The organism is Parasphingorhabdus sp. W113, from assembly GCF_055693205.1.
The window spans coordinates 3,063,865-3,086,300 of record NZ_CM146328.1 but is presented as its reverse complement, the minus strand read 5'-3'; the positions used below and the strand labels follow the sequence as shown (position 1 = coordinate 3,086,300).

The following is a 22,436-nucleotide window of genomic DNA, read 5'->3' as shown; positions in this document are numbered from 1 at the left end:
TCTCCTGATAGGGTCGAGTTACTTCACCAGATTTTGCCGCCGATCCAGTCGCCGGCGGCGGGGATGAATTCGGTGATCCGGATGTCGGCCCAGATATCGGCCTCGAAATAGGGATCGGCCTCGAGCTGGGTCCGGGCAGAGGACGGGTCTGTCGCTTTCACGATCAGCAGCGAGCCGATGGTCCGGCCCGCAGGATCATTGAGCGGGCCGGCGATCAGCAGATTTCCCAGGGTCTTTTCGATATGGGCAAAATGCGCATCGCGGGTATCCAGTCGCTTCTGGGCGGTATCCGGTTTGTCGATGCAGTAAATGGCAAAGGCTTTCATCACAGGTCTTTCTCCAGAAAGGCGCAGATCGCCGCGGCGGTGATGTCCGCAGCCTCGTCGAGCACCGCGCGGGTGATGTCGAGCCGTTCAACGAGCCGGGCGCCGGGGATCAGTTCGGCGGCATAGCGGGTGGCATCGAGCAGCATCGACTGGGTGGCAAAGGCCAGGGCCGGGTGCGCGACGCGCGGCAGATGTTGCTCAATGTCATAGGTGAAGGCGGCATGAAACGCAGCGTTCATCTGTTCGCCCGGGCGTAGCTGTTCGGTGAACATGGCGAAACAGCGTTCCGGGCTCTGGCTGTCCCAGCGCTTGGTGATCCCGCGATCCCAGGGTTTGGCGAGCGACTCCAGCTCGGGGCTGATCACAAAGGGCTGGGCTGCCATGGCGTGATATTTGTCTCGTGTGGCCGGTTCAAAGGCGGGGATATCCACCAGCGCCAGGCGTCTTGTCTGTGCCGGCATTTTCTCGGCCATTTCGATCGCCACCAGATTGCCGGTGTGAAAGCCGGTCAGGTCGACGGGTTCGGTTGCCGACAAATCCGTCATCACCGCGATCATCGCATCGGCATAGTCGGCAATGGACGGAGCGGCGATGCATGGGTCGGACCCGCCATAGCCCGGATAATCCGGCGCAATCACCCGGCGTCCGGCGGCCAGTTCTGGCATGATTGCGGTATAGGCGAGGCCCGAAAAGGGCCCGGGATGCAGGCAATAAAGATCAGGATGCTGGCGAGGCCCCTGACTGTCGAGCATGCGCCAGTGCACCTGGCCGAACGGCCCATCCGAATAGCCCTTGCGGATCATTGGGTGCTGTCTCCCAGCCGGTCCATCTGTTCGCTGTACAGCCTGCGCGTCAAGGGCATCATCAGGAACGGCACGATCGCAAAGATAATCGGCACCGCGGCCACCGCATAGCGCAGATTATCTTCGCCAAACACGCTGCTCGACAGTTCGCCGACCACAATCGGTCCGAGCGACCCGAACCAGCTGATCGCGAGATAGTAAAGCGCGACAATCTGGCCGCGCACCTGCGCCGGGGTGATGACCAGCAGCGAGGTAACGCCAATGGCGGAGACGATGCCGATACCGATGGTGTTGATACACAATATCGCGAAAGCCAGCTCCGCCGTCGGCATCAGCAGCGGCAGCGTGCCGGTCGGGACCATGATGAAGAAGCCGATATAGAGGATCCGCAGCGATGCGTCTTTCACGCCCTTTTTGGTCCACCAGTCCGAGATCGTGCCCATGATCAGCATATTGGCCGGGCCGATGACGAGCAGGGCGATGCCGTTGATCGTCGCATATTTCTGCGGCGACCAGCCCCAGGTCCGTTCGAAGGTCGGGGCGAGGAAGCCCTGGCTGTAGGCGATCGCGGTCATCGTGCAGATGATCAGGACAAAGCCGATATAGAGCGTCCGGTTCTTCCAGATATAGCGCAGCGCGTCCATGAAGCCGCTGCCTCCGATCACATCGGATGATGCCGGTGCCGGGCGGCGAGCGGGTTCTTTCATCAGCAGGAAAAAGGCCGCGAAAATCAGTCCCGGCAGACCGACCACGATCAACGTGAAGCGCCACGGCGACAATTCGCCGAAAAAGGGCAGGGTCTGGCTGCCGCTCGAGGCGGTCCAGGCAATGATCGCGCCGCTCAGCAAGGATGCCAGGCCGGCGCCGATCGGCAGGGCCGAGGAATAAAAGGCGATCGGCTTGCCGCGTTTCTCGGTGGGAAAGCTGTCGCCGATCATCGAAAATGTCGCCGGACTCAAGGTCGCCTCGCCCACGCCGACGCCCATGCGGGCGGCGAACAGCTGGACGAAATTCTTGGCGGTGCCGGTGGCAATGGTCGCGGCCGACCATAAGGCAACCCCGATCGAGACAATCCAGATCCGTTTGCCGCGGTCGATCAGCCAGCCCATGAAAATGCCGACAAAGCCATAGACCAGCGTGAACGCGCTGAGCAGCCAGCCGATTGACCGGTCGCTGAGATCAAATTCGGCCTTGATCGGTTCGATCAGCAGGCCGAGAATATAGCGATCCACAAAGCTGAAAATATAGGCGATGGTCAGCATGACCACCAGAAACCAGCCGGCGGTTGCGCTGGGATAGGGTTTGACCGGTGTTTCCGGGGTGGCGGGCGCGTCTGTTTGCGTGGCCATTATTGGGCATCCGGGATCAGGTAGATGACGATCAGATTGTCATCAAAATCGACAATCCCGATTTCCCGTCCGATCCGGCCATCATGGGTCTCGAGGCGGCCTTCCTCATAGACCTTCAGTCCCAAGGCGCTGGATTCTGCCATGACCTTGTCGGGATCCGCCACATCCAGCACGATTGCCCCGCGGCGCGGGTAAGGCACGGTCGGCAGCGGCACATTCTTGATCCCGGACAAGGCCATCACGCGCGGCTGGTTGGGCAGCGACAGAATGACAAAATCCAGTTCCGCGCCGTCGGGAATCTCAAACACCGGAATCGAATAGCTGTCCGGGTTGTGCCCCTTGCGAAACGTGACATCGAAGCCGAGCACATCGCGGTAGAAGGTCAGCGCGCGATCAATATCCGCAACAACAAAATTTCCACGCTGAAACCGGGTCTGTTGTTTCTCGCTCATCCCATATCTCCTTCAAATCCATTCTGACGGTTCGCCCCGAACCGAACAGCATTGCACGCCGACATTGTGGCCGTGATAGAGGTTGGCCAGCGCCCGCGGCATATGTTCAAACCCCTGTTCGACATCCTGCACGGGTTTCAGTTTCCCGGCGTGAATCCACTCCGCGAGATCGTCCATCACCGCGTTCCAGCGATCAAGGTGGTTGTAGACGAAAAAGCCCTGCATCCGGGTCTCGGTTGCCCGCAAGCGGGTGTAGTTGGACAGCTTGAACGGTTCGTCGCGGGTATATTCGCTGATCGAGCCGCACAGCACCACGCGGCTGTGCAGGCGCAAGCGTTCGAGACAGGCCTCGAGCGTCTCGCCGCCGACATTGTCGAAATAGAGATCAATGCCATCGGGCCGCAACTGATCGAGTCGCTCCTCGATATTCTGAGACTTATAGTCAATCGCCTGGCTGCAGCCATGTTCGAGGATGAACGCGCATTTCTCCGGACCACCTGCCATGCCAACCACATCGCAGCCGACCACATTGGCCACCATCTGGCTGACCATCGAGCCGACGCCGCCGGCAGCACCGGACAGCACCATGCGATCGCCCGGCTGCGGGAACCCGCAGGCAAACAGCCCCGCATGAGCCGACAGGCCGGTCATGCCCAGAACGCCGGATCCCAGTGCGGCCGGCAGACCATTGGGCGGCATGCGGAAGAATTTCTCCTGCGGCGTCATTTTCGATACCTTGTAGGTCTGCCAGCCCATTTGCCCCTGGACCATTTCACCCTCCCGCCAGTCGGGATGGCGCGATCGCACCACCTGAGCGACGCCGCGACCGTGAATCACATCGCCCGGCTCGAGCACCCGTTCTCCGGCGGCGCCGGTGCCCTGCATGTAGAAGCGCATGACCGGCGCGAGGCCAAGATAATGGGTTTTGAGCAGGACCTCGCCGTCACCTGGTTCAGGAATGTCTTCCACCGCCCAGGCAAAGTCCGAAGGGACGACATTGCCGACCGGTCGCTCGGCGACGCGCCACTGATAATTGGCACTGTCATCAATCCGTTTGCCGGCGGCGAGGCCATCGAAATCGGCGCGGTTCTGGTCCGTGGCCGACACCTAGTCGTGCACTTTCACGACCTGATTGACTTCAAAGAAATAGCCATCGAGATCCCAGAACGAACAGCCGATCATATCTTTCTGTTTGCCATCCGCCCCGGTGACGGTCCATTCGCGCGGTTCGCTGTGAATGCGGGAGCCGAGCGCGCGGGCGCGTTCGACCGCGCCGGTGGCATCCTCTGACGCCACGACAAATACCGGCGCGCCAAATGCGATCTCGGTCGGCAATTCGGCCGGCGCATCCTGCTTGGGGTCGAGCCATTCGAGCAATCCGATCATGCCAATCAGATCGTCCTCGCATTTGAGGATGATCAGCCGTGTCTGGTCGCCCTTCTTGCCCGCTGCCAGTTGCGTACCGGACAAGGTGAACGGTGTATCCATCCATTTGGTCATGCCAAAGACGGTTTCATACCAATGCGATGCGCGATCGCCATCGCGGACCATCAGGGTTGTGCGTTTGATAATATCAGTCATGCGATTTTGGGGCTTTCTATGACGAGCACCTGACAGTCGGCAATGTCGGCGCGCAGCTTCTTGGCTTCCTGATATTCCGGGCTGTTCCAAAATTTGTGGACGGCCGCCTTGTCCGGCCATTCGGAGATCACCATCGATGCGCCATCCCCGAAATCGCCTTCGAGCAGTTCGGCGCCCGGACCCCGCAGGACATAGCGCCCACCGAATTTTTCGACCAGCGCCCCGGCCGCCTGACCGTAGCCGCTGATGAATTTGTCGCGATCAGCAATTTTAGCGGTAACGATCATATAGGCAGGCATGGGTGAGTCCTTTCAAGTTGTCCGGACAAATTACGCCGGGTCCCGTCGATTGCAACCGCTATTTTCAGCTATTTTGGCCAGCGCGCCTTGTCGCGAAGATAGCGACCGGAATCCTGGGTGTTTTTAGGCTGATAGCCACTGAACAAATTGGGACCATATTTGGATTTATACTGTTCGAAGACCGGCATGAACAGCTCGCTATGGACGATCGGCTGGCTGTTGCGGGTGCGGAAATCGGCAATCGGGATCCGGGCCGTGACATTGGTTTCGAACGCGGTTTCCGCTTTGTTGATTTCCTTGCCCTGGGGATCGTAAATCGCGGTGCCGCCACCACCGGCATCTTCAAAATAGAGTCCGTTGCCAGGCGAGGCGGCATTGTTGGCGATCGCCGTGTAGACTCCGTTATAAAGCGACGTCGCCTGGATATCGAGCGGCGAGAAGCCGCCGGTTGCGGTGCGCAATATGATTTCCGCGCCCTTCATCGCCATGGCGCGGAACAATTCGGGTTCGCGCTGGACCGAACTGGTCGCGAAATTGCCCAGCGGCGTGCGGGTAATCGGAATGACCGCATCGGCGCCGTACATTTCGACATAGCGGTCGAGAACATCATAGATATTGGTGGTGAACAGCTCGAAGTCGCCGCCGAAAAAACCCTTGATATTGCGGGCTTTCCAATGCTTGTCGACGATCTCGCCCTTGTCGTTCATGATCGTCGTGATCGACAGCAGACTTTCGGGCCAGTTGGGGTCGCGGACATAGGATCCGAACACCAGCCAGGTGCCATATTCGCGCGCCTTTTTGGCGAGCATCTCGGTTTCCTCGCCCGGGATCTCGATGGCAATCTTGCGCGCCTCTTTCAGGCCCCATTTGAAATTATAACCGGTGATCGGAAATTCGTGAAAGAACAGCATGTCCTTAGGCCCGGAAAAGCCGCTCGCATAGTCGATCAGATCCATCATGTGCTGGACATTGGCCCGGCGGGTCTGCTTGAGATTTGTTTCGTCCACGGCCAGCACCCGCGACTGCACGGCGCCCAGGCTGATGGTTTTCTTGGCAAGCGGAACCGTTGCATAGCGGCCGTCGGATGACATCGAGAGCGTGTCTGGGCCGCCCTTGACAGTGGCTCGGGCAAAATCGCTCCAGCCCAGCGCCGACCCGGCAGCCATTCCTGCTCCGACGCCGAATAGGGCGCGTCTCGAAAGTCCGTTTTGATTACTCATGGCATTCCTTTCATCGGTGGTGTCCGTTGGACGTTGCTGCGGTCATTGGTCCAGAAAGCGCCGGGCCGCTGCGGCAAATTTTTCAGGCGCGAGATCGAAGCCGCCCAATGTGATGCCAGCGATATGCTCCAGTCCTGCATCTGCAAAAAAGGACGCGGCCGCTTCGGTTTCTTCTTTCAAGCTACTGCCGGTGGTGATCAGCAGAACCGGCTGCGTGACTTTTCGAAACCGGTCTTCCGCCGCATAGGTGAACACCGCATGATAGGCCTGCCAGCAATCGGGATAGCATTGCATCAGATCGTTGAAATGCTCTTGTCCCCGCGCGAGCGGCAATCCGGCATCGAGCGCGCCGGTGGCAAAGGCCCATTTGCTGGCGAGATGCGATCCATCCTGCTTGACCGGATCGGGTACCGCGTTGCGGTCATAGGCGGCCTGGCGTTCGGTTCCGGTGAAAAAGGGCAGGCCGGGCAGCACCAGGCGGCGCACCAGGTCAGGATGCAGCGCCGCCAGTTCTGTCGCGATCAGGCAGCCGGTATGATAGCCGAGCAGATCGACCGACCCGCTGTCCGCGTCATATCCCAGCTGTTTTAAAGCCGCGGCGGCCGATCGCGCATAATCCGCTATCGATGGCAGCGCCTGGGGGATCCGAATCGCCGTAACCCGGCGTATCAATGGCAATGACTTTGCGATCCCGCGCCATTATGCGGATGAACGGCATGAAATAGTCGCTGGAATAGGGGGTGGGATGGAACAGGACCAGCGGAGGTTTGTCGGTAGCGTGCGCGGGTTCGGCAATCCGTACATGAATTTGTCCAAAGGGACCGGAAACAAATTCACGCCGGATGCTGATATCGCTGGCTGACGGTTTGGCGCTGCCGGCGCTTTGGGTTTCCTTGCCGGTCAGCAGATAGGCTTCGGCAGATGCGAAGGTGAATGGCGCGATCCAGCAAGCGAGGCCGATGAGAATGTTAGAAAACCGCATGCAATCCCCTTTCTTTCCATTTTTCCCAAGCTGACCGGGAAATGCAAGAAAAATGTCCGGACAAATTATATTTCAGCAATGACTGATTTCCAACGCGATTTATGCTCAATACCAACATATGTGATATTATTGTTACAGTTTTTGCACAATTCTGCCTCAAAAAAAATTTGTCTGGACAAATTTCCCGAGAAGTGAAATCCGACAAGGGAGTTCAAGATTCCGGAAATCCGGCAAGGGAGGATGCAGATGACTATTTTATTGAGGGCCGCCTTATTGAGTGCGACCGCTTTGGCGGCTGTGCCGGTTCACGCGCAGGAAAATCAGGATAACGGTGCCGATGAAAATGACGGTGTGATCATCGTGACCGCCCGGAAAAAAGAGGAAACGCTTCTCGATGCGCCCTTGGCGGTGTCGGTGATCGGCGAGGCCGAACTGGAAGGCGCTGGCTTTCAGGACATAACCGAAATTACCAAGGCCGCCCCCGGTGCCTTTGTCGAGCCGTTTGGCGACAATACCAACGGGTCGGCACGGATCAATTCCACGCCCCGCTTTCGCGGCATCACCGTGATCAGTGGCAACCGGCTGCAACAGACCGCAACGGTTTTTCTGGATGGCGTGTTCCTGAGCGGCGGCGCGCAGACAATCGGCATTAATGAGCTGCAGCGGGTCGAAATCATCAAGGGACCGCAGTCGGCCTTGTTCGGCCGCAATACTTTTGCCGGCGCGATCAATTATGTGACCAAGGATCCCAGCGACGAGTTTCAGGTGGATCTGAGTGTGACGGCCGCAACGCGGGATGAATATAATTTCGCGGCCGGGATCGAAGGTCCGATTACCGATGGCCTGTCCTACCGGTTAAGCGGCAATTACGACACCAAAGATGGCCATTTTGCCAATGTCGCTGTGCCCGGACAGCGATTGGGCGATGAATCGCAATGGGCGATCAGCGGAACCCTTCTGATCGAACCGAGCGATGGTCTGCGCCTGAAATTGCGTGGTTCTTATCAGGAAATTGACGATGGTCCAGCGGCCTCGGTCTCCTATTTCGGCACCAGCCAGCATAATTTTGGCGGGTTCCAGATCGTCAACGGGATTGCCGATCAGAGCGATTCTGTCGTGCCCTCTCCAGGGGGCGGCCGTGGAGAATCGGTCTTTCGCGGACGGATCACCCAGCCGCCAGCCAACCGGATCGGGGTCAACTCCGCGCCGGAAAATATTCAGGCCTATCTCGGTTTCCTGAACGATGCGCGGTCCGACCCGTCGGATGCCATATTCGGGTTCAAATATAACCCGACCACCGTCGATGATTTCGGTCTGAATCTCGATTCGCTCCGCCTCAGCGCGCAAGGCTCTGCCGATCTTACGGACAGCGTGACGTTCAGTTTCCTGACCGGGTTTAACCGCGAACGGTTCGGTTTCTATTCCGACTTTGACGCGACTCCGGACAATAGTTTCACCAGCTTCACCAATCGCGAGACCGAAGACCTGACCATAGAAGGGCGCCTGTCAGGCGCGTTCCTCGACGATCGTCTCAATCTTTCGGTCGGTGCGAGCTATGTGAAAATCGACATTGAAGAGCTTGGCGGAACCGCCAGCTTCTTCGGACCGGCGATTTTCTTTGGTGACCTGTTCCGGTCAGATCCCTTCATCTCCGGGGCCGAGACGCTCGGCTTCTTCGGTTCGATCGACTATCAGCTTACCGATCAGCTCTCCATCACCCTGGAAGGCCGGTATCAGAAGGACGAATTCAGCAATCCCGAGATTAACGCGAACCTGGCGGTGCCGATTTCGCCCGGCAGGATCAACAGCTTCCTGCCCCGCGTGACCGTGCGCTATCAGCCCTCGGATTTCACCACTTTCTACGCGACCTATAGCGAAGGCAATTTGCCGGGTGGCTTTAATCAGCAGATCGCGGAACTGGATGCTGGGCAGCTGGCCGAACTGCAGGCGCTGGCGCCGGATGCCAATGTGCTGTTTGGCGAAGAGCAGCTGACCAATTATGAATTTGGCTGGAAGCAACAGCATCCGAGTGGTGTCTTCGCGTTCAATCTTGCCGCCTTCTACATGGAACGGACCAACGAGATTTTCAGTTCGATCGAGGTGGTCAGCGATACCACGCCTGGTGCACCCAATCCGTTCCGCACCGTCAATTTCACATCCAACGGCGCGACGACCGATATTTATGGGGTGGAGCTTGATGCGACCCTGAGCATCAGCGAACAGCTGACCATGCAGGGCTCCTTTGCCTATATTGACGCAACCATCGCTTCGTTCCCGGCCAATGGCGGAACCGGCGACTTTGGTGATATTTTTGGCCCCACAGCGGATATTGCCGGACAACAGGCGCCACGCTTTCCGCCGATAACCCTGTCGCTGGGCGCAACTTATGAAGACGAATTCAGCGGCTTTGGTGATCTTTTCGACAGCTGGTACTTGCGCAGCGATCTCTATTTCACCGGCAACTATTTTGACAGCAATGCCAATGTAGCCAAGGTTGAGGAGGCGACTGATCTCAATCTCCGCCTGGGCTTGCGGGGCGAAAATGCCGATATCGAATTTTTCGTCACCAATCTGCTGAACGAAGATGCGCCGACAACGGCCTTCAATTTCGCTGATACCAGTTTTGGTACGCGCACATTGCCGGGCGGCTTTTTCAACTTCAGCCGCGAAGGCGACCGGGTCGGGCTGCGCGACAAGCGGCAGTTTGGCGTGAAACTGAAATATACGTTCCGATAGATACGGCTAGCGACCGCATAAGCGGGAACAGCGCACGCAGTGTGATCGCGGGGGGGGGCATCCCGCGGTCAAACTGTGATATTTTTGTTACAATCCTCCTCATCCCCGATCCGCCAGCACAAATTTGTCTGGACAATTAATGCCATCAATGGAATTCCGGTGTGGGAATTTGTCCAGACAAATTAGGATGAGGAGTCCGTATAATGAAATTCATTTTGAAATCGGCATTGCTAACGGCAACCATGTTAGCCGGGGCACCAGTTTATGCACAGGATAGCAGCGCAGACGACGGCGCGAGTGATGGTAATGTAATCATCGTGACGGCGCGGAAGAAAGAAGAAAATTTGCAGACCGTGCCGGTCACTGTGAGCGCATTTAGCGAGCAACTGATTGACGATGCCAATATATCTGGCCTCGAGCAGCTTTCCGATTTCACGCCAGGCTTTCAGTTGCAATCGGCTTTCGGTCGTGACGCAGACCGCCCTATCATTCGCGGTGCCTCCAATATTCTGATCTCCGAGGGCAAGGTTGGCTATTTCATCGACGGTGTTCCGTTCGTTGGCGCTTCCACCGCCCTGGATCTGGAAAACTTCAGCCGGGTGGAAGTTCTAAAGGGACCACAAAGCGCTGTATTCGGCCGCGGAACATTGTCTGGTGCGGTCAACTATGTTTCCAAAAAACCAGCAGATGAATTGAGCCTGGAGTTTGAGCTGACCGCAGCGACTCATGATAATTACGAAGTTTTCGGGCGGGTGTCCGGACCATTGGCTGATGGTCTGAGCGGATTTGTTTCGGGCAAATATGACAGCTTTGGCGGGGATTATACCAATGCCGTAACCGGCGAAGACCTCGGCCAGGAAACGTTGACGATCTCCACGGGTCTAACCTACGAGAGCGATGATTTCGAAGCCAGTGTGATGTATATTCATTCCGAGGATGATGATGATCACTACGCCATCGGATTGCAGGATTCGTCGTTCAACAATGTGTTTACCGCCGGAAGCCGCGGATATTTCCAAGGTGTCGTGCAATTGCGCGAACCGATCGGGCTCAATACGGATGCGCTGATCGAACCCGGCATCAACCGAAAATCGGACCGTATCATTGCCTCCGCTACGGCAGACCTCGGTGGTTCCGGATTTACGGCATCAGCTTTGTTTGGCTATACCTCGATTACCGAACGGACGGGCACCGACCAGACCTTCAATGATCAAACGGCGTTGTTCATCACGTCTCCATTTGTGTGTGCCTTTTTCATTCCCGATTGTGTGTTTGGTGTCTCGCCGTTCAACACGGATAGCGAGATTGAGCGCGAGGCGATTTCTGCCGAATTGCGGTTTGCTTCTCCCCAGGACCGCCCAATCCGCGCGGAAATTGGTGGTTTCCTGTTCGACGACACGGTGCGCGGTACCACCTATGGACGCAAGCAAACCGAATTTGGTTTTGACAATGTCAACGAAACCAGCGTGACCCGAAATCTGGCGCTGTTCGGCGGTGTCGAATTTGACGTCACGGACGAGTTGACGATTGGTGGCGAAATCCGGATTGGCAATGATAAAATTGGCACCCGGCCCGGCGCTTCCTTCCGCTTGGGCGACGTTTTTGCCAGCCCGCAATTGTCGGCCACGCGGTCCCTGGATGATATCATCGCTGGCGATGGATCGGTTCGCAATGCGACCTTCAATTCGGTCTTGCCACGCGTTCATATCGATTATCAGATGAATGAAGACACGCTGATTTACGCAGTCTATTCCGAAGGAAACTCACCCGGCGGATTCAACGCAGATGGTGCTCCGGTCGCAACCTTTGGTGAAGAAAAACTACAAAATTACGAAATCGGGATCAAGGCGCAACCCATGGATGGTCTGCGGGTCAATCTTTCCGGATTCTACAACGAATATGGCAATCAGGTCCTGACCAGCAACTTCACGACACCGCTGGGGGGTGTAAACTCGTTCAGCGACAATATCGGTGATTCCGAAATTTGGGGTCTTGAGCTGGATGCGTCCTGGAGCGTCACAGACTATCTGACTTTTTCGGCAACCTATGCCTATCTTGATGCTGAAGTTGTCAGGGGTTCCAGCGCCGATCAGGCGGTGTTGCTCGGCGGGACCACCGGTACTGGCACCGTGGCTAATCCGGCCGGCGGTGCTCCGCTTGTGACGACAGACGGCTGTACCAACCCAGCAGCAACGCTTGATGCGGGGCAACTGCTTGGTGATGGCACGTTGACGACCGGCCCGACATCCTGTGCGGTATTCGCTGACGTAACCGGCCAGACCCCGCCGCTGGTGTCCAAACATCAGGCGACCTTTAGCGCAGCCGTTGATGTCCCCTTGGGTGACAGCGATTGGGATATATTTGCCCGGGGTGACTTTATTTATCGGTCATCATTTTTCGCCCAGATCCACAATCTGGCTGAAACAGGAGATACAGCGAAAGCCAATTTCTCTTTGGGTGTGCGCAACGAGTATCTGACGATACGATTCTGGGTCAAAAATGCGTTTCAGGATGACACGCCAAGAGGCATTTTGCGCTATGTCGACTTTGCGGCGCCACAAGCCAATGGGGTTCGCCAACGGGCTTTCGGTATAACGCCGCCTGAGCGCCGCCAATTCGGACTGACCGTCAGCGGTTCATTCTAAAAAAGACGATCCGAAACGCGTATAAAGGGACCGCTGAAAGGCGGTCCTTTTTCGTTTGCTCATCACCACGATTATGGGAGGAAAATATCGACCAGCTTGTCGGGCGCGGTGATCATTGCATCATGGCCGGTTGCCACGGGATAATAGGCCCAGCTTTTGTCCTTTTGGACCTGGTCGGCATGCCACGCAAAGCTGCTGTTCGGCAGGACCGGATCGGTGCAGTGGATATAGGTCCGCTTGAGGCCATCCGAGCCGCCATTGGGCAATGCGATCGGATCGAGCCAGGTTTTCAGCGGATGTGGCGTCAGTTTTGCCTCCACCCGGGCATAGCGCGGATGCTCGGGCGGTATCCCCAGCAGGCTGGGCGGGAATGCTGCCATGGCGATGCCGTCCGGCGCGAGGCCGGCCAGGCTTTTTCGGGTGCGCTCGAGAATCTCCGGGCTGCGCGGAGGACCCTGGCTGATCATGGTTTGGCCATTTTCGGGCCGCGCCGCGTCGAGATAGATGATGTGTCGGATGCGGTCCTTCATTGCGTCGGCGACACCGGTGATAACCATGCCTCCATAGCTATGTCCGACCAGCACGATATCGGTCAGGTCTTCATAGGCGATCAGCGCCATGATGTCGGTGATATGGGTCTGCAATCCGACCTGTGGGGATAGCAGATGGGCTCGGTCGGCGAGGCCGGTCAGGGTCGGCGCAAGCACCCGATGGCCGAGACTTTCCAGCCCTGTCCGGACATCCCGCCAGCACCATCCGCCATGCCAGGCGCCGTGGACCAGCAAAAAGGTGAGAGACGCTTCGGTTGCCGGTGTCCCGCGCTCGGGCGCAGCGATAACCGGGGTGCAGCCAAGCACGCCAGCGCTGGCGCCCAGGGCAATGGCAGTTTTGAGCAGGGCGCGCCGATTGGCCTGGCTTGGCTTGGTCATCGGAGGCTTTCCTCTTTGATAGCGTTGGTCATAAGGCTTCGAGCACGCTTGCGGCGGCGCGCTCGGCGGTTTCCAGCGCGCCTTCCATGCCCGGCCACATTTGGGTCATATGTTCGCCGGCGAAATGGAGGCGCTGGCCTTGATATTGGACGGTTTCCGCCAGCGCAGCGCCAAGCCCGGTGCCGATATGATGATAGATGCCGCGCGCAAAAGGTTCTCTTTGCCAGCTGAACATGTGCAGATAGGATAATTTGCCGCGGGCAGACGGCCGGATGGTCTCGATCCGCCTGATCATTTCCGCTGCTGCCTGCTCGGGATCCATGACGTCGAGCGCTACGGCAGCAGGGCCATTGACCCAGACCTTGAGCAGCGGGGGATTGCTGTTGAGAGTAAAGACTCGCCCGATCAGCGGATCATCGCTCCAGATATAGTCCGGCAATCCATCCTCTTTCCAGAAGGCATCCTGCGCGCGCAGGAACATGAAGCTGGCTTTGGTATAAGGCAATTGTTGCATGGTTTTGCGAAAGGCCCGCGGCAAAGGCGCTTCGATCTTCATCCGCCGGACCGTGCTGAACGGGGCGGTGCAGATCACCTGTCGCGCGCCAAATTTGCGCCCGTCGGTCAGCGTGATCTCGACGCCGTCGTCTTCATCTTCGATCACCGCAACCGGAGCGTTCAGAATAATATCCGATTTCAACGCATTGGTCATGGCGTCGGTCATGCGCTGGGACCCGCCGCGGACAAATTTTGTCGGACCGGGATTGGCCCGCCGCGCGGCACCAAACATGGCCAGTGTGCGCTGCATGTGGAGCATCGACATCTCGTCCAGTGTGCGGCCATTGAGATTCGCGTTCATCAACCGCATCGCTTCGTCCGATGCGCCTTGCTGTTTCAGCCAGCTGGCGAGAGAGATATCTCGGGCGGCGGTTTCCGGCAGCATCCAGTCGGTGGTTTTCTCCAGCGCCGGCAGCTTGCGGAGATAGCTGAAAAACTGGGCATCGGGTGCGGTCTTTTTCTCGTCGGCCGACAGTCTGTTTTCCGGCAAGTCTGCCCATTGCTCTTTCAGGAATGTTTGCCCGCGAACATTGTAGAGATAGCCGCCCGAACCGCTGTCCGGCAGATAGCGCTCGACTTGGAGACGGTCGGCGATGCGGTTGAACCGTTGATAAGCGGCACCGACCTGAACGCCGCCCGCGTCCGGTTTGCCAGGTATGGAATCGAGCGTGTGGAGACGGCCGCCGGTCCGGTCATTGCCTTCGAGCAGGATGACCTTGTTGCCGGTCTGCTCGATCAACCAGGCCGCATGCAGCCCGGCCAGTCCGGCGCCGATGACAATGACGTCGGCGGTGGTGCTGTTCCATGTTCGGCGGGGGGCGGCAGCGGAGATCAGCGACGCACTCAAGCCGCCGACAAAGGCGCGCCTGGTGATCGGAAGGGATCGAATAGTCATGGCGCTATATTGACAGCAACCCGGCGCGCAAGGCAAGGTAGAATTTGTCCGGACAATTAAGAAAGAACTCCGCCATGATGCGCTTCATTCTCGCCTCGCTATTCAGTCTGTGCATCGGCGTGAGCGGTCCGGTTGCGGCGGAGCCGCGTGCCGCAGAGGAGCAAGCGCTGAGCGGAGCGGAAATATTGGCGATGGCGCGCACCGCAGCCGGGGGCGATGATTGGGCCAACGCCCGGACCCTGGCGCTTTCGGGGCGCGCGATATTCTATGGCGCTACCGGTCCGGAGCCCCGGGTGATTGCCACCGATTACCGGATGTGGCGGGAATTTGACCGCAACCGCACCGTTGCGCACGGCGCCGATGGCAAGGTCCGGATCATCGCCCGCAACCCGGAACGATTAATTTTCGAAGTGGGCTATGACGGTGAAACAACCTGGACCGAAAAAGGCATCACACCCAAGGCGGAAGCGGATAAATTCTGGGCCAGCAATTTCGGCTTCGGGATCATTCGGCACGCCGACAAGCCGGGCTTTGTGGCGACCCGCCTGCCTGACGACAGCATTGCCGAGCATCCACTCTATATGGTCGAGCTTACCGATCCCAAGGGTGGCAAGACCCTGTTCGGCGTGGACCAGCAAAGCCATGCCATCCGGACGCTTGGCTTTCGCACGCCCAAAGGCTGGCATGTGCGGGTCTATGATGATTTTGTGCGCTTGACCGATCCCGACTGGCTGCAGGCGCGGCACGTCACGCTCTATTATGACGGGCGCAAATCCAACGAAGTGTTCTGGACGAAAACCACGGTCAATCAGCCGATCGCCAGCGCGCGCTTTCAGCCTCCGTCCGAATAAGCCCGGCGCTTAGCCGCGGAAATTCTGCGGTGTCACCTCGGAATCGCGCTCTGCTCCGATGATCGTGCAGCTTGACTGCATCCAGCGCAAATTCAGGCCGACCCGGCTCGCGTTGATGTCCGCCCAGCTGTAACTGACGGCACTATCCGGTGCGTCCGGCTTGTGGACATAGAGCACCATACTGGGGCGGTTGGTGCTTGGCGCAGGCCAGTAGACCGCACGCATTCTCAGGATCAATGGATCGGCACCGCTGTCTCCGCCACCGACCATCACGCGCCCGCCCTGATCATGCAGCTCGAGCTTTTGGGCAAAATGCCAGTCCGGGCTGCCATCGGCTTTGGGTTCCGATTTTTTGACCGCGGCCCAGCACTGGACCGGCCGTGCCCGATTGAGCCGGGTCTCGGTGCCATCGGCCAGGCGCAGCGTGAGACCGTTCGCGGTGATAGCGATAATCTGGAACGGCTGGTTGCAGCGTTTGCGATTTTGCAGCGCGCTATAGGTCCAGCCGCTTTCCGTGCGATCAAAATTGCGCGTACAGGTTCCGACGGTCACCTGATCACGCTCTGCTCCGCTGCGTGTCTTTACCGCCTGGTCCGGGCCCACGGGTGTTCCAAAGGCATCGATCGGCGTGAGGGTTAGACGGTCCTCGCTCTTTTCTATGCGCAGGGCGGTCCACGGCGGCGGGATGCGACCGGCATCTTTCTCAAAATAGGCCTGTTCTTCATTGGTGAACATGCCCGTCAGCTGGGCCTCCAGAGCCGCTGCACCGGGATCGGTAGCGGCCAGGGTCAGGGCCGCGAGGCTGGTGGTCAAAGACATGCCGGTTTCTCCGTCAGATAATTTGTCCGGACAACATTAGCATGAAGCAAGACTGGCGCAATCTTTTCCTTAGACCGTTGCGGCAGCCGCGCGCTGGGCCGCCAGTTCGAAAAGACCACGATCGCCCATTTCCCAGGTCACGTTCAGCGTGGTGCGGCAGATCAGCCAGCTGCTGTCAGAGCCTTCGCCAACCCGCTGCAATTCATGGACATAATAGCCGCCGATCGAGTTCATATGGCGCTCTCCATCAACCACCAGATGATGATGCGCCGTGCCATAGCAGGTGCACCGGGCTTGATCGCCATCCGCTTCTACCTTGAAATTTGTCAGGACATGCTGGGTGGCGTCAAAGGGTTCCAAGGTGGTGCGCACGCCGGTCACCCAGTCGTCGGCAGCCATGGGTGCGGCCGGGCTCCCCGACCAGGACGAGAAGTCCATGACAATCTCGTCGGCGAAGATCGAACGATACAAGTCCCACTGACGGCGATCGATCCCGGCGGCATATTGCAGCACATGATCGGTAATGGTGGCGCGGTCGAGCAGTTGTTCCAGAGTCATGATACAGGTTCCTTATTGGTGATCAGAGTACGGCTGGCAGCGATTGCGCGATGGGCCCAGCTGTCCAGATCGTCGGTCGGCCCGGCGCCGAACCAGGGGATTTCGATATCGATGTCGACATGCGGACCGAGCAGGTTCAGCATCCCGGCCAGGGGAAAGACGCCGTCGCCGGGGATCATCCGGTTCATCGCCTCGTCGACATAGCTGCTGCTCACCCGGAAATCTGGGCCATCGCAAATCTGGGCATAGCAGATACTGACCGGATCAACCGCTGCCAGCTGTTCCAGCGTGCCGCCAGTGCGGAACAGATGCAGCGCGTCGATGGCGATACCAAGATTGTCGCAGGCGAGGTCACGATGCAGGGCAACGGCTTCGGTCAAGGAGGCGCAGCCGCCGGCAAAACCGGTAAATTCCAGTCCGACCTCAAGGCCATGCGCCCGGGCGCTGGCGCACAGCTGGTGCAACTGATCAACCTTGCGCGCCGGATCGGTTTCCTGGACATGGGTGACGATGCGTTTCGCGCCCAGCGCGGTGGCCAGCGCGATCGCCGGCTCATAAGTGGTTACGTCCCGATCCGGCAATACCGGGAAATATTCGGCGTTGATGACGCGGATATCATTGTCAGCCAGCAACTGGCGAAAGTCCGATTTCTCGCGATTGCTCACCACCGGGAACATGGCGCTGCCATCCGGTGCTTGCGGCGATGCGGTGAACAGGCAAACCCCCTCGAGGCCAGCCTCCGCCGCAAAGGACACCAGCCCTTGCGGGCCGTCGCGCATCATCGTGATCTGGTGCAGGGCCAAATGGGTCATGCCGGGATCATAGGAGAAGCGGGCCCCATTGCACCTATCAATTGCCCCAAGGCCGGAGGCGGCTGGCTTGGTCAGGACGGGCGACGGATCCGGTTCAGCAGGCTAATCAATATGCTAGGCCGGTTTGGAGATGGCCGGCATTAGATAGGAAGGCAGAATCGGTTTTCTTGATAAGACCGCAAACCATAGGACAGGATCATGTTGAAAGAGCAGATTATCACCATCGCGGACGTCATCAGGCATCAGGCAGAAGAACTGGGCGACGCGCTGGTCTTCACTTTTGAAGGCGACACGGTCAGCTATGCCGGCTTGCATGCACAGAGTAGCCAGGCGGCCAATGGTCTGACCGCGCTGGGGGTTAAGAAGGGCGACCGGATCGCCTATATGGGCAAGAATTCCCATCTCTATTTCGAGATTTTGCTCGGCGCCGCCAAGATCGGCGCGGTGATGACGCCGGTAAACTGGCGTCTGGCCGGTCCGGAAGTCACCTATATCGTCAATAACTGTGAAGCCAAGATCCTGTTCATCGGCCCCGAATTTGTCGATCTTGTGCGGCAGATCAAGCCGCAGCTGGAGCATGTCGAGACGATTATCTGTTCCGAACAGGCGGAAGAGGACTTTCCTGGCTATCCGGACTGGCGTGATGGTTTCAGCAGCGATGATCCCGCCGTGCCCTGTTCGCCCGATGATGATGCGCTGCAGCTCTACACCTCTGGCACCACTGGCCATCCCAAGGGCGCGATCATGACCGGCCGCTCGATTTTCGGACAGCGCGCCAAATTATCAGACGATGATCTGGCTGAATGGCAGAAATCGGTGCCGGGCGAAACTATGTTGCTCGCCATGCCCTGTTTCCACATTGGCGGCACCGGTTCCGGTCTCGGCAATATGTACACTGGCGGCCATGCCGTGGTGGTACGCGAATATGATCCGACCGAAGCGCTCGATTTTATCGAGCAATATGGCATCGGCAAGATCTTCATGGTGCCGGCCGCAATCCAGATTCTGCTCAACCATCCCCGCGTTGGCGAAGTCGATTTTTCCAAGCTCAAATATATCAGCTATGGCGCCTCGCCGATCCCGCTCGAGATGATGAAGGAAAGCATCGATATTTTCGGCTGCGAATTCATCCAGATGTACGGCATGACCGAGACATCCGGGACGATTGTTGCGCTGCCGCCCGAGGATCATGATCCCGATGGCAATGACAAGATGCGGTCCGTGGGCAAGCCGCTCCAGGGTGTCGAGGTCAAGATTATCGACGAACAGGGCAACAGTGTCCCGACCCGCGAAGTCGGCGAGATTGCGACGCGCTCTTCCTATAATATGAAGGGCTACTGGAACATGGACGACGCCACCGCAGCGACGATTGACAGCGATGGTTGGCTGCGGACGGGTGATGCCGGCTATTTTGACGAGGATGGCTATCTCTATATCCACGATCGGGTGAAAGACATGATCATTTCCGGCGGCGAGAATATCTATCCGGCGGAAGTCGAGAATGCGATTTACGGCCATCCTGCCGTGGCGGATGTCGCTGTGATCGGGATACCGGATGAAAAATGGGGCGAGGCGGTCAAGGCCTGTGTGGTTTTGAAAGCCGACAATCAAGCCAGCGAAGCCGATATTATCGGCCATGCCCGGACCAATATTGCCGGGTTCAAATGTCCGAAATCAGTGGATTTCATTCCCGCCTTGCCGCGCAATCCGTCGGGCAAGATCTTGCGCCGCGAATTGCGTGCGCCCTATTGGGAAGGAAAAGACCGGGCGGTCAACTAGACCGCCCGGCTTTCGACGAAAAAGCGTTAGAACTGGACGCGCTTGGTAAAGCCGCCATCAATGACGAGATGCGCGCCGGTCGTATAGCTCGACGCCGGGCTGGCGAGAAACACGACGCTGCGGGCGACGTCATCGGCCCCGCCAAAGTCACCCAATGCAAAACCGGCTTTGGTTGCTTCATAAAATTCCGGCATGCCCGCTTCGATCTGGGACCAGTTGCCACCAGGGAATTTGATCGGACCCGGCGAAACCATATTGACGCGGATTCCTTTCGGACCCAGCGCCTGACTGAGCTGGCTGCCATAGGTGATCAGCGCGGCTTTCATCGCGTTAAACGCCTGTGGCGCAACAAAGGTTTCGAAGGCTGCGGTGGATGACATGAAAATCACCGATCCGTCGTCGGATTTTTCGAGATGCGGTTCGAGCACTTCAAGCGCCTTGACCGCGCCAATAATGTCGGTCTGGAAGGTGACTTCCCAGTCGCCGGTTGCGCCGGCACCGGACGAACTGACATTGTGGATGAAGATATCACAGCCGCCCAGTTCGCCAGCTGCCTTTTCCAGCCATTTGGGATAGCCTTCTGCATCGGTCATGTCGAACGCTTCGGCAAACACCTTGCCGCCATGCGCTTCCAGTTCGCTCTTAGCCGCAGCCACCTGCTCGGCATTGCGGGAGAAGAACGCGACGTCCGCGCCTTCCTTGGCGAAATGCTCCAGCGCCGCGCGGCCGAGGCCGCGGCTGCCGCCCGTGAGAATGACTTTCTTGCCCTTGAGTCCTAAATCCATTTTGCTCTCCTTTTGAGTTTCGTTTCGGGGTTGGAATATGCGCCTAGAATTTTGCGATGGCGGGTTGGCAAACCCATTTGATGCCTCGCCGCAGCAGGTCGTAGATAATCGGCTGCTGCCAACCGGAGCGGTCCACTTCCGGCCACCAGTCGAGCACCGGATCCATGTCATAATGGCCGCGGCAATGGCCCATGGTCAGATAGAGCACCGCGCCTTCGCCCATTTTGCGAATATAGAAAACCGGGTGGCGGCTCTTTGTGATGTCGCTGTGGACGAAGCCGCTAATGTCATCTTCACCATTATATTCGGTGTCGAGCAGCACGTCGATTTCCGCGCGGGTTTCGACAAGATATTGCTCGTCCACCGTTTCAAAGCTCGGAATGCCCTTGACCAGCGGATGATCCGGCTGGGCATTGTCGACGGTGAAGGGAATGATCGGCGGGTGGGACAGGAAGCGGCTGCCCAGCGTGTCGACAAAGGTCGGCATGTCATCCGGCGCATCGACCCGGCCATCTTCGAGGAATTTCAGCACGCTGTTGGTGCCGTGTAGCGCGAAATATTGCCCGCCGCCCTTGACGAAATTCTGGATGTTTTTTTGCGCTGCTTCGCTGGGGAGCAAGTCGCAGGTATAGCTGATCAGGACATCCGCATTCTTGATTGCATCCAGATTCTCGTAATCTTCAAAGACCCGGACACGGATCCGATCATCTTCAGCCAGCAGCTTGAGGATCTCGAGCCGGGCAAAATCAATGTCATGATATTTGCCGGCTGCGACCAGCACGCATTTGATCGGTTTCTGATCCGGGCGGCGTTCGGGAGGGGTTTCGCTCATCATTCTTTTCCAATCACAGGGTTGGTGACTCCATCCCAGTCGAGATGGGCCTGACGCATCGCTGCAAAGCCATCAAGACCCGGCTGCGGGATTTGCAGATATTCGATAATCGTCCCCGGTCCGCCGCCATAGTCGGCATAAAACGCGCCGCCGACACCGCCCGGCAAGGAAACCTCCTGGATCACTTCGCCGCCCTTGTCTTCGGTGATTCGCCGGGCCTCGGCCAGATCATCGACGATGATGCAGAGATGCTGGACGCCTTGCAGGCCTTTTTCGCGCCAGTCCCTGAACATCGAGGGCGCGTCATTATTCGGCCGGATCAATTCGACCTGAACATCCCCCCAATAGCCAATCGCCATGGAAAACTGGATGTCGGATGGTTCGCCGCGATATTTGACATTTTCGACAGCGACGACCTCGGTGTGGAAAAACGGACCGGCCCCCATTTTCTGGGTCCAGTAATCCAGCGCGGCGTCATAATCGTCGGGCACATAGCTGATCTGCATGATCGTGCCGAGCTTGGCGAGAGTGGCGGGCGTCGACGTCATTCTGCGCCGCGCCAGATTTCGGCCGACGGACGCTCTTCCATCATCGCCGCAAAACGCGCCAGATTGTCGGTGCCGTCAGGCAGGGTCCAGCCGACCGTACCGCCAAATTTGATGAAACAGAAGGCAACCAGATCAGCGAGAGTCAGCCGGTCCTGGCAGATATAATCCTTGGTGCCGAGCTGTTCGTCGAGCCAGATCCAGGCCTTGTCGGACATGGCTGACAAGTCGGCTGCGCCTTCCGCGCCGACCACATTCATGCGCGGTTCGAACATCGGCCGGCCCGCGCCGCCGCGAAAGCCGAGCGTCATCGGAATGGCGATTTCATGGTCAATCCGCCGCGCCCAGCGCCGGGTATCGGCGCGTTCTGCCGGAGTCGACCCGATCAACACGGGGTCGGGCTGAATCTCCTCGAGATATTCACAGATCACCACCGATTCCGTCAGCAGCGTGCCGTCATCCAGTTCGAGCGTTGGCGTGGTCTGCAAGATATTTTTTTCGGCATAGTCCGGGCTGCGATTCTCGCCAGTGATGATATCAAGGTGGACGCGCTCGACTTCGATATTCTTTTCAACCAAGAACATACGAACAAGCCGGGGATTGGGGCCTAGACTCGAATAGAGTTTCACGGATTTGCTCTCCTTCTGGGCAGACTCGTGCCTGCTTCTTGAAACGCAAGATAC

General features: G+C 58.2%; 23 protein-coding genes. 4 read left to right on the top strand and 19 right to left on the bottom strand.

Annotated elements, in window-relative coordinates; genetic code table 11:
* Positions 1-23 precede the first annotated feature (23 nt).
* The 10 genes from ACZ1GS_RS14910 to ACZ1GS_RS14865 all read right to left on the bottom strand — a co-directional run bounded on the left by ACZ1GS_RS14910 (position 24) and on the right by ACZ1GS_RS14865 (position 7,012).
* Positions 24-326, bottom strand: a complete 303-nt coding sequence (locus ACZ1GS_RS14910) for a YciI family protein (RefSeq protein WP_472698157.1) — start codon at positions 324-326, stop codon at positions 24-26.
* Positions 326-1,129: an alpha/beta fold hydrolase gene (locus ACZ1GS_RS14905; protein ID WP_472695956.1), complete on the bottom strand. Its 804-nt coding sequence runs from the start codon at positions 1,127-1,129 to the stop codon at positions 326-328. The genes ACZ1GS_RS14910 and ACZ1GS_RS14905 overlap by 1 nt, the downstream gene beginning before the upstream one ends.
* Positions 1,126-2,478: an MFS transporter gene (locus tag ACZ1GS_RS14900; protein ID WP_472695955.1), complete on the bottom strand. Its 1,353-nt coding sequence runs from the start codon at positions 2,476-2,478 to the stop codon at positions 1,126-1,128. Before ACZ1GS_RS14900 ends, ACZ1GS_RS14905 begins: the two co-directional genes overlap by 4 nt.
* A complete protein-coding gene (locus ACZ1GS_RS14895; protein ID WP_472695954.1) occupies positions 2,478-2,930 on the bottom strand; it encodes a VOC family protein in 453 nt (150 codons plus the stop codon). Before ACZ1GS_RS14895 ends, ACZ1GS_RS14900 begins: the two co-directional genes overlap by 1 nt.
* A gap of 12 nt (positions 2,931-2,942) precedes the next feature.
* On the bottom strand, positions 2,943-4,037 hold the full coding sequence (locus ACZ1GS_RS14890; RefSeq protein ID WP_472695953.1) for an NADP-dependent oxidoreductase: 1,095 nt from the start codon (positions 4,035-4,037) through the stop codon (positions 2,943-2,945).
* Complete coding sequence (locus ACZ1GS_RS14885) at positions 4,038-4,511, bottom strand: VOC family protein (RefSeq protein ID WP_472695952.1); 474 nt, start codon at positions 4,509-4,511, stop codon at positions 4,038-4,040.
* Positions 4,508-4,810 carry a DUF1330 domain-containing protein gene (locus tag ACZ1GS_RS14880; RefSeq protein ID WP_472695951.1) on the bottom strand — a complete coding sequence of 101 codons (303 nt, stop codon included), beginning with the start codon at positions 4,808-4,810 and terminating at the stop codon, positions 4,508-4,510. Before ACZ1GS_RS14880 ends, ACZ1GS_RS14885 begins: the two co-directional genes overlap by 4 nt.
* A 68-nt stretch (positions 4,811-4,878) precedes the next feature.
* A complete protein-coding gene (locus tag ACZ1GS_RS14875; protein ID WP_472695950.1) occupies positions 4,879-6,030 on the bottom strand; it encodes a nitrilase-related carbon-nitrogen hydrolase in 1,152 nt (383 codons plus the stop codon).
* Positions 6,031-6,072: 42 nt separating this feature from the next.
* Complete coding sequence (locus tag ACZ1GS_RS14870) at positions 6,073-6,708, bottom strand: alpha/beta fold hydrolase (protein ID WP_472695949.1); 636 nt, start codon at positions 6,706-6,708, stop codon at positions 6,073-6,075.
* Positions 6,602-7,012, bottom strand: coding sequence for an alpha/beta fold hydrolase (locus ACZ1GS_RS14865; RefSeq protein ID WP_472695948.1), 411 nt, complete (start codon positions 7,010-7,012; stop codon positions 6,602-6,604). The genes ACZ1GS_RS14870 and ACZ1GS_RS14865 overlap by 107 nt, the downstream gene beginning before the upstream one ends.
* 246 nt (positions 7,013-7,258) lie before the next feature.
* On the opposite strand from ACZ1GS_RS14865, the gene ACZ1GS_RS14860 reads away from it, so the two are divergent.
* Together ACZ1GS_RS14860 and ACZ1GS_RS14855 are read left to right on the top strand one after the other, a co-directional pair.
* The gene (locus tag ACZ1GS_RS14860) at positions 7,259-9,748 is read left to right on the top strand and encodes a TonB-dependent receptor (RefSeq protein ID WP_472695947.1); all 2,490 of its coding nucleotides are present in this window, start codon (positions 7,259-7,261) and stop codon (positions 9,746-9,748) included.
* Between the two features lie 203 nt (positions 9,749-9,951).
* Positions 9,952-12,393, top strand: coding sequence for a TonB-dependent receptor (locus ACZ1GS_RS14855; protein WP_472695946.1), 2,442 nt, complete (start codon positions 9,952-9,954; stop codon positions 12,391-12,393).
* 71 nt (positions 12,394-12,464) lie between these two features.
* Here ACZ1GS_RS14855 and ACZ1GS_RS14850 read toward each other — a convergent pair whose 3' ends face one another.
* Together ACZ1GS_RS14850 and ACZ1GS_RS14845 are read right to left on the bottom strand one after the other, a co-directional pair.
* Complete coding sequence (locus tag ACZ1GS_RS14850; protein WP_472695945.1) at positions 12,465-13,322, bottom strand: alpha/beta fold hydrolase; 858 nt, start codon at positions 13,320-13,322, stop codon at positions 12,465-12,467.
* 28 nt (positions 13,323-13,350) lie between these two features.
* Positions 13,351-14,772 (bottom strand): flavin monoamine oxidase family protein, encoded by a 1,422-nt coding sequence (locus ACZ1GS_RS14845; RefSeq protein ID WP_472695944.1) that lies wholly within the window; start codon positions 14,770-14,772, stop codon positions 13,351-13,353.
* A gap of 74 nt (positions 14,773-14,846) precedes the next feature.
* Here ACZ1GS_RS14845 and ACZ1GS_RS14840 point away from each other — a divergent pair, with 74 nt between their 5' ends.
* Positions 14,847-15,623 (top strand): hypothetical protein, encoded by a 777-nt coding sequence (locus ACZ1GS_RS14840; RefSeq protein ID WP_472695943.1) that lies wholly within the window; start codon positions 14,847-14,849, stop codon positions 15,621-15,623.
* 9 nt (positions 15,624-15,632) lie between these two features.
* Here ACZ1GS_RS14840 and ACZ1GS_RS14835 read toward each other — a convergent pair whose 3' ends face one another.
* The 3 genes from ACZ1GS_RS14835 to ACZ1GS_RS14825 all read right to left on the bottom strand — a co-directional run bounded on the left by ACZ1GS_RS14835 (position 15,633) and on the right by ACZ1GS_RS14825 (position 17,812).
* Complete coding sequence (locus tag ACZ1GS_RS14835; RefSeq protein WP_472695942.1) at positions 15,633-16,442, bottom strand: hypothetical protein; 810 nt, start codon at positions 16,440-16,442, stop codon at positions 15,633-15,635.
* A 69-nt stretch (positions 16,443-16,511) separates the two neighbouring features.
* The gene (locus ACZ1GS_RS14830; protein WP_472695941.1) at positions 16,512-17,000 is read right to left on the bottom strand and encodes a nuclear transport factor 2 family protein; all 489 of its coding nucleotides are present in this window, start codon (positions 16,998-17,000) and stop codon (positions 16,512-16,514) included.
* Positions 16,997-17,812 carry a sugar phosphate isomerase/epimerase family protein gene (locus tag ACZ1GS_RS14825; RefSeq protein ID WP_472695940.1) on the bottom strand — a complete coding sequence of 272 codons (816 nt, stop codon included), beginning with the start codon at positions 17,810-17,812 and terminating at the stop codon, positions 16,997-16,999. The genes ACZ1GS_RS14830 and ACZ1GS_RS14825 overlap by 4 nt, the downstream gene beginning before the upstream one ends.
* Positions 17,813-18,010: 198 nt before the next feature.
* On the opposite strand from ACZ1GS_RS14825, the gene ACZ1GS_RS14820 reads away from it, so the two are divergent.
* Positions 18,011-19,591: a fatty acid--CoA ligase gene (locus ACZ1GS_RS14820; protein WP_472695939.1), complete on the top strand. Its 1,581-nt coding sequence runs from the start codon at positions 18,011-18,013 to the stop codon at positions 19,589-19,591.
* 26 nt (positions 19,592-19,617) lie between these two features.
* Here ACZ1GS_RS14820 and ACZ1GS_RS14815 read toward each other — a convergent pair whose 3' ends face one another.
* The 4 genes from ACZ1GS_RS14815 to ACZ1GS_RS14800 are packed head-to-tail and all read right to left on the bottom strand — an operon-like array spanning position 19,618 to position 22,382.
* Positions 19,618-20,376: an SDR family NAD(P)-dependent oxidoreductase gene (locus ACZ1GS_RS14815; RefSeq protein WP_472695938.1), complete on the bottom strand. Its 759-nt coding sequence runs from the start codon at positions 20,374-20,376 to the stop codon at positions 19,618-19,620.
* A gap of 43 nt (positions 20,377-20,419) precedes the next feature.
* Entirely contained in the window at positions 20,420-21,211 is a 792-nt protein-coding gene (locus ACZ1GS_RS14810; protein WP_472695937.1) for a ThuA domain-containing protein, read from the bottom strand.
* The gene (locus ACZ1GS_RS14805) at positions 21,208-21,756 is read right to left on the bottom strand and encodes a VOC family protein (RefSeq protein WP_472695936.1); all 549 of its coding nucleotides are present in this window, start codon (positions 21,754-21,756) and stop codon (positions 21,208-21,210) included. Before ACZ1GS_RS14805 ends, ACZ1GS_RS14810 begins: the two co-directional genes overlap by 4 nt.
* Positions 21,753-22,382: a glutathione S-transferase family protein gene (locus tag ACZ1GS_RS14800; protein WP_472695935.1), complete on the bottom strand. Its 630-nt coding sequence runs from the start codon at positions 22,380-22,382 to the stop codon at positions 21,753-21,755. The genes ACZ1GS_RS14805 and ACZ1GS_RS14800 overlap by 4 nt, the downstream gene beginning before the upstream one ends.
* Positions 22,383-22,436 lie beyond the last annotated feature (54 nt).